The organism is Enterococcus ratti (genome assembly GCF_001886195.1).
GTDB classification, from domain to species: domain Bacteria; phylum Bacillota; class Bacilli; order Lactobacillales; family Enterococcaceae; genus Enterococcus_B; species Enterococcus_B ratti.
Genome location: NZ_JXLB01000010.1, coordinates 38935 through 52825 on the forward strand (window position 1 = coordinate 38935; position 13891 = coordinate 52825).

Here is a 13891-nt window from a genome sequence, read left to right on the forward strand (position 1 = left end):
AGGATGGGGAAAATAGTAACTTTAGGAGAAATCATGTTGCGATTGTCTACAAAGCAAGGAACAAGGATTGATGCTAGTGAACAATTTTCTGCTCATTACGGTGAAGGAGAGGCAAACGTAGCCATTTCTTTGGCTAATTATGGGCATCAAACTGTTTTTGCAACCAAAGTACCTAATAATGCGTTGGGAAAAGCGGTCAAGAAACATTTACAATGCTATGGGGTTGATACGCAACAAGTATTATTAGGTGGATCAAGACTTGGTACTTATTACGTGGAAGCAGGCGTAGGGAAACGTGCTGCTTCTGTCATTTATGATCGTGCTGGGTCCAGCTTTTCACAAATGGATCATTTAGAATGGTCATTGGCTGCTTTATTCAAAGACGCGGATGTTTTCCACATTTCAGGTATTACACCAGCGTTATCTAAGAACTGGGCGCACATGACAAAACAAGTGATGGAAGTTGCGAAAGAAGCAGGCTGTTTGATTAGTTTTGATGTCAACTATCGAGGAAAATTGTGGACACAACAAGAAGCAAGCAAGGTAGTGACACAGCTCTTACCGTTAGTTGATATTTGTTCGGCTGGCAAAAAGGATGCTCTTCATTTGTTAGGAATTAAAGAAGCACCTCCATCAGAAAAACAGTCACTTATTTATTATTACCAAGAGATGCAGAAAAAATTTCCGAATATTCAGGTATTTTATTCAACCAATCGAATGGTTCGCTCGGCTAGTACAAATGAATTGACGGGAACATTGTGGATGAATCATGAATACAAAGAATCTTGTCTCCATGAAATTACGTCAATTGTAGATCGAGTAGGTGGCGGTGATGCTTTTGCAGGTGGAGTACTTCACGGCTTATTAACCGGTAAGGCTCCACAAGAAATTATTGATTTTGCTACTGCTGCCTCTGTTTTGAAGCATACAGTTCATGGTGACTGCAATCAATTTAGTGAAGAAGAAGTCGCGCAATTTCTAGCGTGCGGCTCTGGAAAAATTATTCGATAAAAGGAGTAGAAAACATGCAAGAAATGAAAACACGTTATACACATAGTCCGGAAGATATTCGGCATTATTCAACCGAACAATTAAGAAAAGAATTTTTAGTGGAAAAAGTATTTGAAATAGGGAAAATTCATTTGACTTATACACACAATGATCGAATGATCTTTGGCGGAGTTACTCCAACTGAAACAGCGCTGGAAATCGAGTTAGACAAAGAACTAGGCGTTAATTATTTCTTAGAACGACGGGAAATGGGTGTCATCAATATTGGTGGACCGGGGTTTATCGTCATTGACGGGCAAAAAGAAGAAATGAAAAAGCAAGATGGCTATTACATTGGTAAAGGAACACGCCATGTGCTCTTTTCCTCTCAAGATGTTAACAATCCAGCAAAGTTTTATATTAGCTGTGTACCGGCTCATCACAAATATCCTAATGTAAAAATCAGTATCGATCAAGTAAAGCCGATGGAAACTGGTGAAGGGCTGACATTGAACGAACGAAAAATTTATCAATATATCCATCCAAATGTCTGCGAAAGTTGTCAACTGCAAATGGGGTATACCATTTTAGAGCCGGGCAGTGCTTGGAATACGATGCCTTGCCATACACATGAACGTCGGATGGAAGCCTACGTGTACTTTGATTATGCAAATAAAGATACGCGTGTTTTTCATATGATGGGAAAATCAGATGAAACCAAGCATTTAGTGGTAAATAACGAACAAGCGGTCATTTCACCAAGCTGGTCAATTCATTCAGGAGTCGGTACAAGTAATTATTCATTCATATGGGCAATGTGTGGAGAAAACATTACATATACGGATATGGACATGGTTCAAATGGATCAATTAAAATAATCAAAAAGGAGAGCAAAAAATGAATTTTAATATGGAACTGTTTCGATTGGACGGAAAAGTTGCTTTAGTAACGGGAGCTGTTTATGGAATTGGCTTTGAAATTGCACGTTCGTTAGCTACAGCAGGAGCGAAAATTATTTTTAATAATTTAACTCAAGAATCAGTTGACGAAGGACTGGTACATTATAAAGAAGCTGGAATTGATGCTAAGGGCTATGTTTGTGACGTAACAGATGAAAATGCGGTACAAGAAATGATTACACAGATTAAAGAAGAAATTGGTTCAGTTGATATTTTAGTCAATAACGCAGGAATCATTAAACGTACTCCTATGATTGAAATGGATGCAGCTGATTTTCGTCAAGTAATTGATGTTGATTTGACTGCCCCGTTTATTATGTCAAAAGCAGTTGTTCCAGACATGATTAAAAATGGCGGTGGAAAAATTATTAATATTTGTTCTATGATGAGCGAATTAGGTCGTGAAACTGTAAGTGCCTATGCTGCGGCAAAAGGTGGTTTAAAAATGTTGACCAAAAATATTGCTTCTGAATATGGTCAATACAATATTCAATGTAATGGGATTGGACCGGGTTATATTGCTACACCGCAAACTGCTCCTTTAAGAGAAACACAAGTTGATGGAACGAGACATTCCTTTGATCAATTCATTATAGGTCGAACACCAGCCGCACGTTGGGGGGAACCGATTGATTTAGCAGGACCGGCTGTTTTTTTAGCTTCACCAGCATCTAATTTTGTTAACGGACACATCTTGTATGTAGATGGGGGAATCCTTGCTTATATTGGAAAACAGCCTTAAAGTAAGTAGCTTTTTGATAGATTGCTTTGTTAAATCTAGATGATGTGAATAAATTAGTGCTTTACTAAAAGTAGGCTCTCTCCTTAAAAAGAAATTGAGGGGATAGCCTACTTTTTTGCTTTGTATCTATAATTAGTTGTTTGTATTGATCTATTATTATAATTTCATTCTAATAAAAGATAGTGTTTTACTATTCTTGACAGGTTTGTTTAAATTTACTAAAAAAGGTAGTATCTTTTTAAATGACTTCATCTGCTTGCTAAAATAATCACGCTATTTTACTCTAATTTGCTTTTGAATAGGTGAAGTTTCCTTTTAATTCTAGTTGGTGGCTGTCGTTAAATAACAGTCACATAGAAATAGACAAAAATAAAATCAAAAAATTCTTAAAAAAAAGTTTTTTTTTTTTTTTAAAACGTATTCTTTGTTTTACTTCTTGAATGGTTTTAGTAAAATAAGGTTGACTTGTTTTTTGAACTTCCATGTTAGAAATTCTGTTCATGAGCGCAAATAGTCCAGAGCGCTTTATTTTTTGCGCAAAAAGTAGTGGAGACAAAAGAAGGAGTTAAATTATGGCAAATTATGGTCAAGGGGAATCAAGTGGTAAGATTATTCTAATGGGCGAACATGCAGTTGTCTATGGTGAGCCAGCTATTGCTTTTCCCTTTCATGCGGCAAAAGTAGTGGCTTTGTTAAAAGAACTATCTGCTTCGCCAACGGATCAGGTTTTTTCTTCCTATTATGCGGGAACGTTAACCCGGGCACCCCAGGTATTAAAAAATATTAAACAGTTAGTGCGTAACCTAAAAAAAGAATATCAAATAAAAGAGTCGGTTCACTTAACCATTCATAGTACGATACCTGCCGAGCGAGGAATGGGCTCAAGTGCCGCCGTTGCTACTGCGGTTACACGTGCATTTTATGATTATCTGAACCAACCACTTTCTCGTGAACAGCTATTGACAAATGTTCAAAATTCAGAAAAAATTGCCCATGGGAATCCTAGTGGTATTGATGCTGCAGCAACAAGCAGTTTAGAACCTATTTATTTTGTGAAAGGACGTCCTGTTGATTATTTTTCTTTAAATATCGATGCTTTTTTGATTGTTGCTGATACAGGAATCAAAGGACAAACACGTGCAGCAGTCAAAGATGTGGCCCATTTATTTGAAAAAAACCGGCAAAAAGTCGGACAAAAGATTCAACAACTCGGTGATTTAACAAGGCAAGCAAAAGAAGCGATTATAGAAAACAATCCCCATCATTTGGCCCAAGCGATGAATGATGCTCAACAAATTTTAAAAATTTTAACTATCAGTAATGACTGCCTTGACGCATTGATTGAAACAGCCAGAAATAGCGGTGCATTAGGCGCAAAACTTACTGGCGGCGGACGAGGCGGCTGCATGATTGCTCTAGCACAAACAAAAATAAAAGCCCAAGAGATTAGCGCGGCACTTTTACAAGCAGGTGCCGCTGCCACTTGGATTCAAGGATTAGGAGTACATACCTATGTTTAAAGGTAAAGCACGAGCGTATACGAATATTGCTCTTATTAAATATTGGGGCAAAAAAAACGAAGCATTAATTCTTCCTATGAACAACAGCTTATCACTTACACTTGATGCCTTTTACACTGAAACAGAAGTGATGTTTTCTGATACGTTCATAAAAGATCAATTTTATTTAAATGAACAATTACAAGATGAAAAAACTACCAAAAAAATTAGCGCTTTTTTAGATATCGCTCGAAAAAAAGCTAACACAACTAAAAAAGCAAAAGTTATTAGTCAGAATTTTGTTCCTACTGCTGCCGGATTGGCTTCTTCTGCAAGCGGATTGGCCGCTTTAGCAGGAGCTTGTAACAAAGCTTTGTACTTAGATTTAGATGATCGATCTTTATCAAGGCTGGCACGCAGAGGTTCCGGATCCGCTTGTCGCAGTATTTTTAGTGGTTTTGTCGAATGGGAAAAAGGGTATGATGATGAAAGTTCGTATGCCCATCCAATCCCTTCTGATCACTTTGAAGAAAAATTAGCGATGGTTTTTTTATTACTGAACGACCAAAAAAAAGAGGTTTCAAGTCGTGAAGGTATGCGTCGAACAGTGGAAACTTCAAGTTTTTATCAAGGATGGATCGATTCTGTTGAAACTGATCTTTGCCAATTAAAACAAGCAATTCAAAGTAAAAATTTTCAGCTTTTAGGTGAAACAATGGAACAAAATTGCTTAAAGATGCACGGAACAACATTAGCCGCTCATCCGCCATTTACTTATTGGTCACCTGACAGTTTAAAAGCCATGCAAGCAGTTCACCAGTTAAGAAGCAGCGGAATTCCTTGCTATTTTACAATGGATGCCGGTCCAAATGTAAAAGTACTCGTCCAAAAAGAACATTTAGCAACTATTCAAGAAACATTTAGTAACTTATTTAGCAGCCAACAAGTAATTTCATCTTTTTCGGGACCGGGAATTATGATTATTGAATAAAGGGAGATTTTTATGATTGAAGTATCCGCACCGGGAAAACTTTATATTGCTGGAGAATATGCAGTTGTCGAAACTGGACATCCGGCAATTATCGTTGCCGTCGATCAATTTGTTACTGTAACCGTCGCATCCGCGCGAAAAGTAGGCAGTATTCAATCCGAACAATACAGTGGAATGCCGATTCGTTGGACGCGTCGCAACGGTGAACTAGTCTTAGATATTCGTGAAAACCCATTTCATTATATTCTGGCAGCTATTCGTTTAACCGAAAAATATGCCCAAGAAAAAAATATTCTTCTGTCTTTTTATGATTTGAAAGTAACAAGCGAACTAGATAGTTCCAACGGTCGAAAATATGGACTTGGTTCAAGTGGAGCAGTAACGGTCGCAACAGTTAAAGCATTAAATATTTTTTATGCACTAAATTTAACGCAGATTGAGATATTCAAAATTGCAGCCTTAGCCAACTTAGCTGTTCAAGATAACGGTTCTTGTGGGGACATTGCAGCCAGTTGTTACGGGAGCTGGATTGCGTTTTCAACATTTGATCATCAATGGCTGCAAAAACAAGAAAAACAATACCCAATCACCAAATTATTAGAAATGAATTGGCCGGGGTTATCCATTGAACTTCTTCCAGCGCCTAAAGACCTTCGTTTACTGATTGGCTGGACAGGTAGTCCTGCTTCTACTTCTGATCTTGTCGATCAAGTCCATCGCTCTCGGACAGAAAAAATGGCTGCCTACCAAAAATTTTTACAAGACAGCACGTGCTGCGTTCATAAAATGATTCAAGGCTTTAAAGAAAATAACATTAAACTAATTCAAGCGATGATCAGGCAAAATCGGCAGCTGCTCCATGAACTATCTGCCATTACTGGTGTATTGATTGAAACGCCCGCTTTGAATAAATTATGCAGTTTAGCCGAAGAATATGAAGGTGCCGCAAAATCTTCTGGAGCAGGCGGTGGTGACTGTGGAATCGTCATCGTGGATCAAAAATCAGGAATCTTGCCTTTAATGAGTGCTTGGGAACACGCCGAGATTACGCCCTTGCCATTACATGTATACAATGATCAAGAAAGGAAAATGGATGAATCGAAAAGATGAACATGTCTCATTAGCCAAAGCTTTTTACGACAAGCAAAACAATGAATTTGATACAGTTCGCCTCGTTCATAACCCGCTACCTCAAACTGCTGTAGCGAAGGTTGAACTTCAAACAGCAGTTGCAGGTTTAACATTAAAATGCCCCTTCTATATTAATGCTATAACTGGCGGAAGTGAAAAAACGAAAAAAATTAACCATGATTTAGCTGTGATTGCCAAAGAAACAGATTTGATGATTGCAACCGGTTCGGTAAGTGCGGCGTTAAAAGATCCTTTTTTAGCTGATACATATACAATCATGCGAGAGGTCTATCCAGAAGGAATAATTCTTGCCAACATCGGTGCCGGTGCATCACTTATGCAAGCACAAGAAGCCGTCAATCTTTTTCATGCAGATGCTCTGCAAATTCATCTCAACGCTCCACAAGAGCTAGTAATGCCTGAAGGCGATCGGGATTTTTCAAATTGGAAAGAGTTAATCAAAGAAATCAATCATGGCATTTCGATTCCTTTAATCGTTAAAGAAGTTGGCTTCGGTATGACGAGAGAAGCTATTGATGAATTGGCAGAATTAGGCGTTCGCACAGTAGACATTAGTGGCCGAGGTGGAACAAGCTTCACACAAATTGAAAATGCTCGTCGCATTAAAAGAGAGTTTGATTATCTTACAGATTGGGGACAATCTACTGTGACTTCTCTTTTAGAAGCCGATGAAGCCCAACATCAAGTAGAAGTTCTTGCTTCGGGTGGCATTCGACATGCTTTTGATATTTTCAAAGCACTCTGTCTCGGTGCAAAAGCAGTAGGCGTTTCAGGAACCATTTTAACTAGCCTAATGAATCATGGTGTGGAGAAAACCATTCAGTTAATCAAGCAATGGCAAGCAGAACTTCAACTGCTTTTCACCATGGTGGGAGCCCAAACCGTTCAAGACTTGCAGCATCAACCACTGATTTTTTCTGGTGCCACCAAAGAATGGTGTGAAGCAAGAGGAATTTCACTAACCAAATATGGAAAACGCCAGTAGATTTTAAGAACGTAAAAAAATCGCTAAAAAGAAAAGTTTATAAAGATAGAAAAAATGAGGACACAACAGAAGTGTTTAATTCCGAAAGAATTGTTTCTGTTTTCGCTATTTATCTGTGTTTAGAGCGTGAAGTAAAAGTATTCTTTACTTCACGCTCATTTTCTTTTTTGAAGAGAAAAATATCGGTACAGGTGGATTAGCTAATCAGACGAAACAAGATCGGTGCTTGATCTGGTGCCCAAGTAGAGTCACCGTAGTTCACGTGAGTCTGAAGAGTGATATAGCGCTTGCCTTTGTAAATGACCTCTTTGTTAGTCGTATATAGCTGGGGATTTGAAAAACTTCCTAACACCCATTGTCTTCCTTCAATCTCAGGAACCTCTTCTTCTTTTTTAGCTGTAGTAATTTTTAGTGCATTGCTTGAATCAGAGCTTTCATTAGAATTGCTAATAGCTTTAACGGTATATGTATAGGTTGTATTAGCAGCCAACTCGCTATCATTGTAGACCGTGGTTGAAGTAGAACCAATTCTTTTTCCATCGCGATAAATCTCATACCGTTTAATTCCTTGAGTATGAGAAGATTCTCCCCACATTAAAGAGACACTATTACTTGTTGTTTCCATCGCATGAAGATGCTTAGGAGCCGTTGGTTTTTCTTCACTGCTTTGAGCAACTGTAGTCACTGAAATGGCTGTTTTCTTTGAGGTCAAGTCGCCTTGACCCACTGCTTCGATTTCATAGAGGTAAGTTGTTTTTTCTTTTAAATTAGTATCTACAAACTCAGCGTTAACAGAATTTCCTATCAATAAACCATTACGATAAATATTATAAGAAATTGTATTACTCTGCCCATTCCACATCAATGTAACCGATTTGGAAGTCACGTTCGTTGCACGGACGTTTTTGGGAGCCGACGGAGCCGTTGGAATGGCTGCCTCACCTTTTACATTTACATCAATTACATTGTAAAAAGCATTCGGCGTGTCTGCGACATCCCAGACAGCTAAAACTATATGATAACCTAACCGATTTTTTGGAATGTTAATGGTATGACTTAAATTGGTATCTGCATCAGAACCATCGTGTTTAATTGTACCAATTAGTTCCAAATCATCACGATCTAATGGATCGTTTGGATCCCAACCGGGTTTTGTCATATAGTAATGCCATTTAGAAGTTGAATGAGCTGCGGTATAAAGCCAAGTGAAATTCATAGGCCCTTGATTGATCGTTTGCTTTGTCCAACGATCTGATGTTTGCTTATCAAGAACTAAATCGCCAATTTGACCAAATCCACCTTCAGCAGAAGCAATATGTCCATCCGCTGGTCCAGCATCTGGGAACCCTTTTTTCGCTTCTAAGGATTGTGGATTATTGATAACGCCTCCATATTTATCAAAAGCGATTCCATAACTCAGCATATCTTTTTCCAGCGCTCCTTGATACCCGCGGCTAGGTGGAGACTCTACATAACCATGAGCAGCTACTTGTTCTTCTCCCATCATCAAACAAACTCCTAATAAAGCACTTGAACAAAGTAATAAGGCAAATCTATTTTTTTTCATTGTTTTCCTCCCTTATATTAAAATAGTTATATAATAAAATAATTATAAAATAAAAATAATTATTATATTATATATATTTAGGATAACATAATTAAAAAAGGAATTCCAATCAATCTGTATAATTATTTGGGAAAGAAATGAAAAAATTCAAAAATAAAATGAATATTACTTATATTAGGAGATTAATATATAGAGGCTGTTAATAAAAATATTTATTTTAATTAAGAAGAAAAATAAGCTATCTAAAAATGGGGTTTGAAAAAAGGAAAGAACAAAAATTAAAAATAAATGATAAAATATTTTTGTCTATTTATTTAATAACAATTATATATAGAATGCAAAAAGAGAGGGAAAGAATGATTGACAGAATAGGAAAGCTGTGTTAGACTTTTGAAGTTGAGAAATAAAAGCAGAAGCACCCGCTTCTCGCCTTAGCTGACAAGGTCGCTGGGCTGGATAGTTTCACTGGTTCTTTTAGGTGAATTATGTGCGGGTTCTATAAGAGAACTCGTTTTTTTATTACCGTTCTTCGGTAAGCTTTTCTTTCTCTCATAATATTTGGAGGTGAATGACCATAGCAAAGGATATGATGGTTAACGACGGCATTCGTGCACGTGAGTTACGATTGATCGGTTCAGATGGTGAACAACTAGGAGTGAAGTCAAAAACAGAAGCATTAAGGATTGCCGAACAAGCAAATTTAGATCTTGTGTTAGTTGCTCCAAGTGCGAAACCACCAGTTGCGCGAATCATGGACTACGGAAAATACCGTTTCGAGCAACAAAAGAAAGACCGCGAGGCGCGTAAAAAACAAAAAGTGATCAATGTAAAAGAAGTACGTTTGAGTCCAACAATTGACGTAAATGACTTCAATACAAAACTTCGTAATGCACGTAAATTTTTAGAAAAAGGCGATAAAGTAAAAGCTTCTATCCGCTTTAAAGGCCGTGCCATTACCCATAAAGAAATTGGTCAAAAAGTCTTAGATCGCTTAGCAGAAGAAACTGCTGATGTTGCAACAGTGGAACAAAAAGCGAAAATGGATGGACGCAGCATGTTCTTGACGCTGGCACCGAAAAACGACAGTAAGTAATTTGAATGACGAACAGGCTGTGAAACAGCCGAGTGTCGGATAACGAAAGATTTTGAGGAGGAAATATAGTCATGCCAAAACAAAAAACACACCGCGGATCAGCAAAACGTTTCAAACGTACTGGTAAAGGCGGGTTAAAACGTTTTCGTGCGTTTACAAGTCACCGTTTCCACGGTAAAACAAAAAAACAACGCCGTCAATTGCGTAAAGCAAGCATCGTTTCTAGCGGTGATTTCAAACGTATTCGTCAACAACTAGCAAAAATGAAATAAATAATACAAATGAACGAAATTTGAAGAGTTATTTTTATTAGGAGGAATTATACATGGCACGTGTTAAAGGTGGAACAGTCACTCGTAAACGTCGTAAAAGAATGCTAAAATTAGCAAAAGGTTACTATGGTTCAAAACACACTTTATTTAAAACAGCAAAAGAACAGGTAATGAATTCATACAACTACGCATACCGCGATCGTCGTCAAAAGAAACGCGATTTCCGCAAATTGTGGATTGCTCGTATCAATGCAGCGGCTCGTATGAATGGCTTAAGCTACTCAAAATTGATGCACGGCTTGAAATTAGCTGAAATCGACATCAACCGCAAAATGTTAGCTGACTTGGCTGTAAACGATGCAACAGCATTTACTGCATTAGCTGACCAAGCAAAAGACGCTTTGACTAAATGATCAAAAAACGTTATCGTTTCAACGTATACCTCGCCTTCATTGAGCGGGGTTTTTCTTTTGACCCGGAGATTTTAGATTAGTGCCGTTTGTCATGTAATGATCGAAAAGCAAAGCAGTTTCTTCACTTCCTTGTTTGGTTACATGGTATAAATGTTTATAGGCGGTTGATCCGTCTTTTTTTATGTGATGTTGAATCAGTTGTATAGATGTGTGTATTTAAAAAAACTATAAAATAGTTCTTTATTAGATAATGATGTGCACTGTTTTTATTTGAGTATTCGTGAACGTCTTTAGTTTAACTTCAAAGCTATGTTAGCCATAAAAATACCGACTAAAGTTAGATTTTTTGGTTTAACTTATGGAGATATTCCTACAGTCACTTTACCTTCATTTTAGATAGTGAAATTTTATGTTCGGGGTACCTTATTAGAAGGAAAATTATGTAATAAATGGTATGATTTTTTATGTCCCCATGTTTTTTACATTGATTTTTTAAAAAAGGAAGTAGGAGTAATTGTGAGTTTATTAAAAGAGAATAATAGAAATAAAAAATTTTTAATCATTTTGGCTACGTATCTAATAATGGTTGGTCTAAATTTTTTGACACCGTTAATCGCGGATGATATTGAGTATATGTATAAAACAACTGATTTTTCGACGATTCTTCATGATGAATATAGGCAATATATGACGTGGACAGGAAGATCGATTGTTCATATTATTGCTCGTTTATTTTTGTTGATGCCAAAAACAGTCTTTAATTTTGTCAATCCTCTTGTATATGTTTTATTGACTTTATTGATTTATAAAATCACGACAAAAGATCAAGTGGTTTTTAATACCTTTAAATATTTTCTGATTAATCTTTTTATATGGTTGTTTGTTCCTACATTTGGTCAAACAATTTTATGGGAGACGGGGGCTGCAAATTACCTGTGGGGCGGCATTATTGTGGTCAGTTTTCTTTTTATTTATCATCGTTACTATAACAATAATCAAGAACTGTCTTTCAATCGAGTGACCTGTAATATAATAATAGCTATTTTAGGAATACTTGCTGGTTGGTGTAACGAGAATACATCAGGAGGAATGCTCCTTATTGTTTTAGGTTATATCTATTTGTGTCATCGAAGAAGACAACCTTTAAAATTATGGATGTTTTCCGGATTGATAGGAGGAATGCTTGGGTTGTTTATGATGGTGACGGCTCCCGGAAACGCACATCGGGCTCTTTTTTTTGAACGCAGTCAATGGTCAATCCCTCATAAACTATACTCTGGAATTTTTACTATCACAAAAACGTTGTATGAAAATAGTTTATCTTTATTTATTTTAATAGCTGTTTTAATTACACTAGGCATCATTTTTAAGTATCATCAGGAAAGATTAATGTTATCTTACATTTATCTTTTTGCAGGATTCGCGACCCTTTATGTTCTTTCTCTTTCTCCTACAGGACTTGGGTGGGGAAGATCATTTTTTGGTGGCGTCTTGTTTATTATTATTGCTATGGCTTTATTGTGGCCAGATAAGATGTCTTATTCACCGGTACGTATATGCTATAGTCTCATTAGTGCGATACTTATTCCGCATTTTTTATTTACTTTTGCGTTAGGGGTAAACGACATTGTTCTTTCTTATAGGAACATCAATCAACAGTATAATTATGTAAGAGATCAGAAAAAACAAGGTTTTTTAAATCCCGTGATGGCAAACTTTACCGCTTATCATACGACTAGTTATTCTGCTTATTCCGGTGGACTTTCTCAAATTTCAACTGATATAACGACGCAAGTGAATCGAGCAAATGCAAAATATTTTGGGTTAGAAACGATTCATGCTGTGTCGGATAGTGCTTGGAGAGAAATCTATCAACAGGGAGATTCAAATTTGATCAATATTTGGGAGGTTTCAACGTATATTGAAAAATTAAAAAAATCATCACATATGATCGTAATTTCCGGTGCGGGAAATAAACAACAAATGAATCAAGTTTTAGCTGAGGAAATTAAAAAACTTTTCCCATCTTTTAGTCCCAACTATTTAGCCCCATACTGGAATCTTTCAGGTATTCGTGTAGCGGGAAAGGAAGAGCAATTTTTACAAGCTAAAAACTACAATTCATTGACAAAAGAAGTAAAGGGTAAAGTAATCTCAATCTCTTCAAGTTTTACTCCTTACGAAGAGCAGCAATTTGCTAAAATAAATGTCGCTGGAATTAATGCTGCAAGAAAAACGACAGGTGTAAATATCGCGGTTGTATCTAAAGAGGGGAAATTGCTAGATGCCGTTAATATGCATATAGATAACAATAAAATAATACTTTCAAGATAAATGTCATAGAAAAAAATTCTCGAATAAACCGCTATTTGACGAAATCTGCTTCATTTTTTCATCAAATAGCGGTTTATTTCATATAATTTATAGTAAATAGAATCGTTCCAGCTTCCTAAGAGTTACTTTTTAGTGATTGAAATGCGTTTTTTAATCTGGTCGTATTTCATGCAAAGGTTTGATGCGACCACCAATTTGTTTAGCAAAAGCCTCTGATTCTTTTTTTTCTTTGAAAATCAACAACTTATCTAGATCTTTTTCTCGCGTCCGGCAGCCAGTTTTATCAATGTAACCATGCAATACTTTTACAACATACATAATAATCACCTGCTCTTTTCTCATAATTATACAAATTGAACAAACAAATACAAGAAAAAAGCCTGCATCTTTGACTTCTTTTAAGAAGTGGAAGAAAAAATCGCTAGGAAAAAGCAGATTGGGTGGATTTTAATTATTCTACACATTCTTGAAATAAATGACCCAATTCTGGGATAACTTGATTAAGTTTAACTAAGCGATGGTTTTTGGCAAGTAAAAAGCAATGGTTACTCGAGCCAGTTGCACGTAAGATTTCATCATTTGCCCCATAAATTTTATAGCTAAAATCTAATTTGATGCCATTATAATGTTCGACTTTTGGTAAAATACGCACTACCTCTGCGTAGTGGATCATTTTTTTATATTGACAAGTGACTTCCAATACGGGAATAACAATTCCGCATGTTTCAATTTTTTTATAGCTAAATCCCAAGTGATCTAATAAAGCAACGCGTGCTTCCTCCAACCAGCGAATGTAATTGCTGTGGTGGATGACGCCCATTTGATCCGTTTCATAGTAAAAAGGTTCGCGAATGTATCCGTTAAATTCTTTCATTTTACATAAAAACTCCTTGC

Annotated in this window: 14 protein-coding genes and 1 other annotated feature; of the genes, 11 read left to right on the forward strand and 3 right to left on the reverse strand. The window is 36.7% G+C overall.

The annotated features are described in order from the left end of the window. Nucleotides 1-3 precede the first annotated feature (3 nt). From RV14_RS06185 to fni, 7 genes are all read left to right on the forward strand, one after another. A complete protein-coding gene (locus RV14_RS06185; protein ID WP_071855424.1) occupies nt 4-1011 on the forward strand; it encodes a sugar kinase in 1008 nt (335 codons plus the stop codon). A gap of 14 nt (nt 1012-1025) precedes the next feature. Further along, nucleotides 1026-1868, forward strand: coding sequence for a 5-dehydro-4-deoxy-D-glucuronate isomerase (gene kduI, locus RV14_RS06190; protein ID WP_071855425.1), 843 nt, complete (start codon nt 1026-1028; stop codon nt 1866-1868). 19 nt (nt 1869-1887) lie between these two features. Beyond that, the gene (locus RV14_RS06195; protein ID WP_071855426.1) at nt 1888-2691 is read left to right on the forward strand and encodes a gluconate 5-dehydrogenase; all 804 of its coding nucleotides are present in this window, start codon (nt 1888-1890) and stop codon (nt 2689-2691) included. A 572-nt stretch (nt 2692-3263) separates the two neighbouring features. Further along, on the forward strand, nt 3264-4211 hold the full coding sequence (gene mvk / locus RV14_RS06200) for a mevalonate kinase (RefSeq protein ID WP_071855427.1): 948 nt from the start codon (nt 3264-3266) through the stop codon (nt 4209-4211). Further along, nucleotides 4204-5181: a diphosphomevalonate decarboxylase gene (mvaD, locus tag RV14_RS06205; RefSeq protein WP_071855428.1), complete on the forward strand. Its 978-nt coding sequence runs from the start codon at nt 4204-4206 to the stop codon at nt 5179-5181. Before mvk ends, mvaD begins: the two co-directional genes overlap by 8 nt. Nucleotides 5182-5193: 12 nt before the next feature. Then, the gene (locus RV14_RS06210; protein WP_071855429.1) at nt 5194-6291 is read left to right on the forward strand and encodes a phosphomevalonate kinase; all 1098 of its coding nucleotides are present in this window, start codon (nt 5194-5196) and stop codon (nt 6289-6291) included. Beyond that, a complete protein-coding gene (gene fni, locus RV14_RS06215; protein WP_071855430.1) occupies nt 6275-7318 on the forward strand; it encodes a type 2 isopentenyl-diphosphate Delta-isomerase in 1044 nt (347 codons plus the stop codon). The genes RV14_RS06210 and fni overlap by 17 nt, the downstream gene beginning before the upstream one ends. Before the next feature lie 196 nt (nt 7319-7514). On the opposite strand, the gene RV14_RS06220 is transcribed toward fni, so the two are convergent. Continuing rightward, entirely contained in the window at nt 7515-8885 is a 1371-nt protein-coding gene (locus RV14_RS06220) for a lytic polysaccharide monooxygenase (RefSeq protein ID WP_071855431.1), read from the reverse strand. A 401-nt stretch (nt 8886-9286) separates the two neighbouring features. Beyond that, nucleotides 9287-9411 (forward strand) — a sequence feature (ribosomal protein L20 leader region). 42 nt (nt 9412-9453) lie between these two features. Here RV14_RS06220 and infC point away from each other — a divergent pair. From infC to RV14_RS06240, 4 genes are all read left to right on the forward strand, one after another. After that, nucleotides 9454-9978, forward strand: coding sequence for a translation initiation factor IF-3 (gene infC / locus RV14_RS06225; protein ID WP_071855432.1), 525 nt, complete (start codon nt 9454-9456; stop codon nt 9976-9978). A 71-nt stretch (nt 9979-10049) separates the two neighbouring features. Further along, nucleotides 10050-10250 carry a 50S ribosomal protein L35 gene (gene rpmI / locus RV14_RS06230; protein WP_071855433.1) on the forward strand — a complete coding sequence of 67 codons (201 nt, stop codon included), beginning with the start codon at nt 10050-10052 and terminating at the stop codon, nt 10248-10250. Nucleotides 10251-10303: 53 nt separating this feature from the next. Beyond that, nucleotides 10304-10663, forward strand: coding sequence for a 50S ribosomal protein L20 (gene rplT, locus RV14_RS06235; RefSeq protein ID WP_071855434.1), 360 nt, complete (start codon nt 10304-10306; stop codon nt 10661-10663). Nucleotides 10664-11179: 516 nt separating this feature from the next. Then, on the forward strand, nt 11180-12997 hold the full coding sequence (locus tag RV14_RS06240; protein ID WP_071855475.1) for a DUF3329 domain-containing protein: 1818 nt from the start codon (nt 11180-11182) through the stop codon (nt 12995-12997). A gap of 150 nt (nt 12998-13147) precedes the next feature. On the opposite strand, the gene RV14_RS12230 is transcribed toward RV14_RS06240, so the two are convergent. Further along, complete coding sequence (locus RV14_RS12230; RefSeq protein ID WP_167359843.1) at nt 13148-13315, reverse strand: hypothetical protein; 168 nt, start codon at nt 13313-13315, stop codon at nt 13148-13150. A 133-nt stretch (nt 13316-13448) separates the two neighbouring features. Continuing rightward, complete coding sequence (locus tag RV14_RS06245; protein ID WP_071855435.1) at nt 13449-13871, reverse strand: acyl-CoA thioesterase; 423 nt, start codon at nt 13869-13871, stop codon at nt 13449-13451. Between the last annotated feature and the right edge of the window lie 20 nt (nt 13872-13891).

Bases quoted from the DNA above. Each gene is read 5' to 3' on its own strand.
- infC (WP_071855432.1), top strand. From the start codon at position 9,454: ATGACCATAGCAAAGGATATGATGGTTAACGACGGCATTCGTGCACGT.
- fni (WP_071855430.1), top strand. From the start codon at position 6,275: ATGAATCGAAAAGATGAACATGTCTCATTAGCCAAAGCTTTTTACGAC.
- rplT (WP_071855434.1), top strand. From the start codon at position 10,304: ATGGCACGTGTTAAAGGTGGAACAGTCACTCGTAAACGTCGTAAAAGA.
- RV14_RS06220 (WP_071855431.1), bottom strand. From the start codon at position 8,885: ATGAAAAAAAATAGATTTGCCTTATTACTTTGTTCAAGTGCTTTATTA.
- kduI (WP_071855425.1), top strand. From the start codon at position 1,026: ATGCAAGAAATGAAAACACGTTATACACATAGTCCGGAAGATATTCGG.
- RV14_RS06195 (WP_071855426.1), top strand. From the start codon at position 1,888: ATGAATTTTAATATGGAACTGTTTCGATTGGACGGAAAAGTTGCTTTA.
- RV14_RS06210 (WP_071855429.1), top strand. From the start codon at position 5,194: ATGATTGAAGTATCCGCACCGGGAAAACTTTATATTGCTGGAGAATAT.
- RV14_RS06185 (WP_071855424.1), top strand. From the start codon at position 4: ATGGGGAAAATAGTAACTTTAGGAGAAATCATGTTGCGATTGTCTACA.
- mvk (WP_071855427.1), top strand. From the start codon at position 3,264: ATGGCAAATTATGGTCAAGGGGAATCAAGTGGTAAGATTATTCTAATG.
- rpmI (WP_071855433.1), top strand. From the start codon at position 10,050: ATGCCAAAACAAAAAACACACCGCGGATCAGCAAAACGTTTCAAACGT.
- RV14_RS06245 (WP_071855435.1), bottom strand. From the start codon at position 13,871: ATGAAAGAATTTAACGGATACATTCGCGAACCTTTTTACTATGAAACG.
- mvaD (WP_071855428.1), top strand. From the start codon at position 4,204: ATGTTTAAAGGTAAAGCACGAGCGTATACGAATATTGCTCTTATTAAA.
- RV14_RS12230 (WP_167359843.1), bottom strand. From the start codon at position 13,315: ATGTATGTTGTAAAAGTATTGCATGGTTACATTGATAAAACTGGCTGC.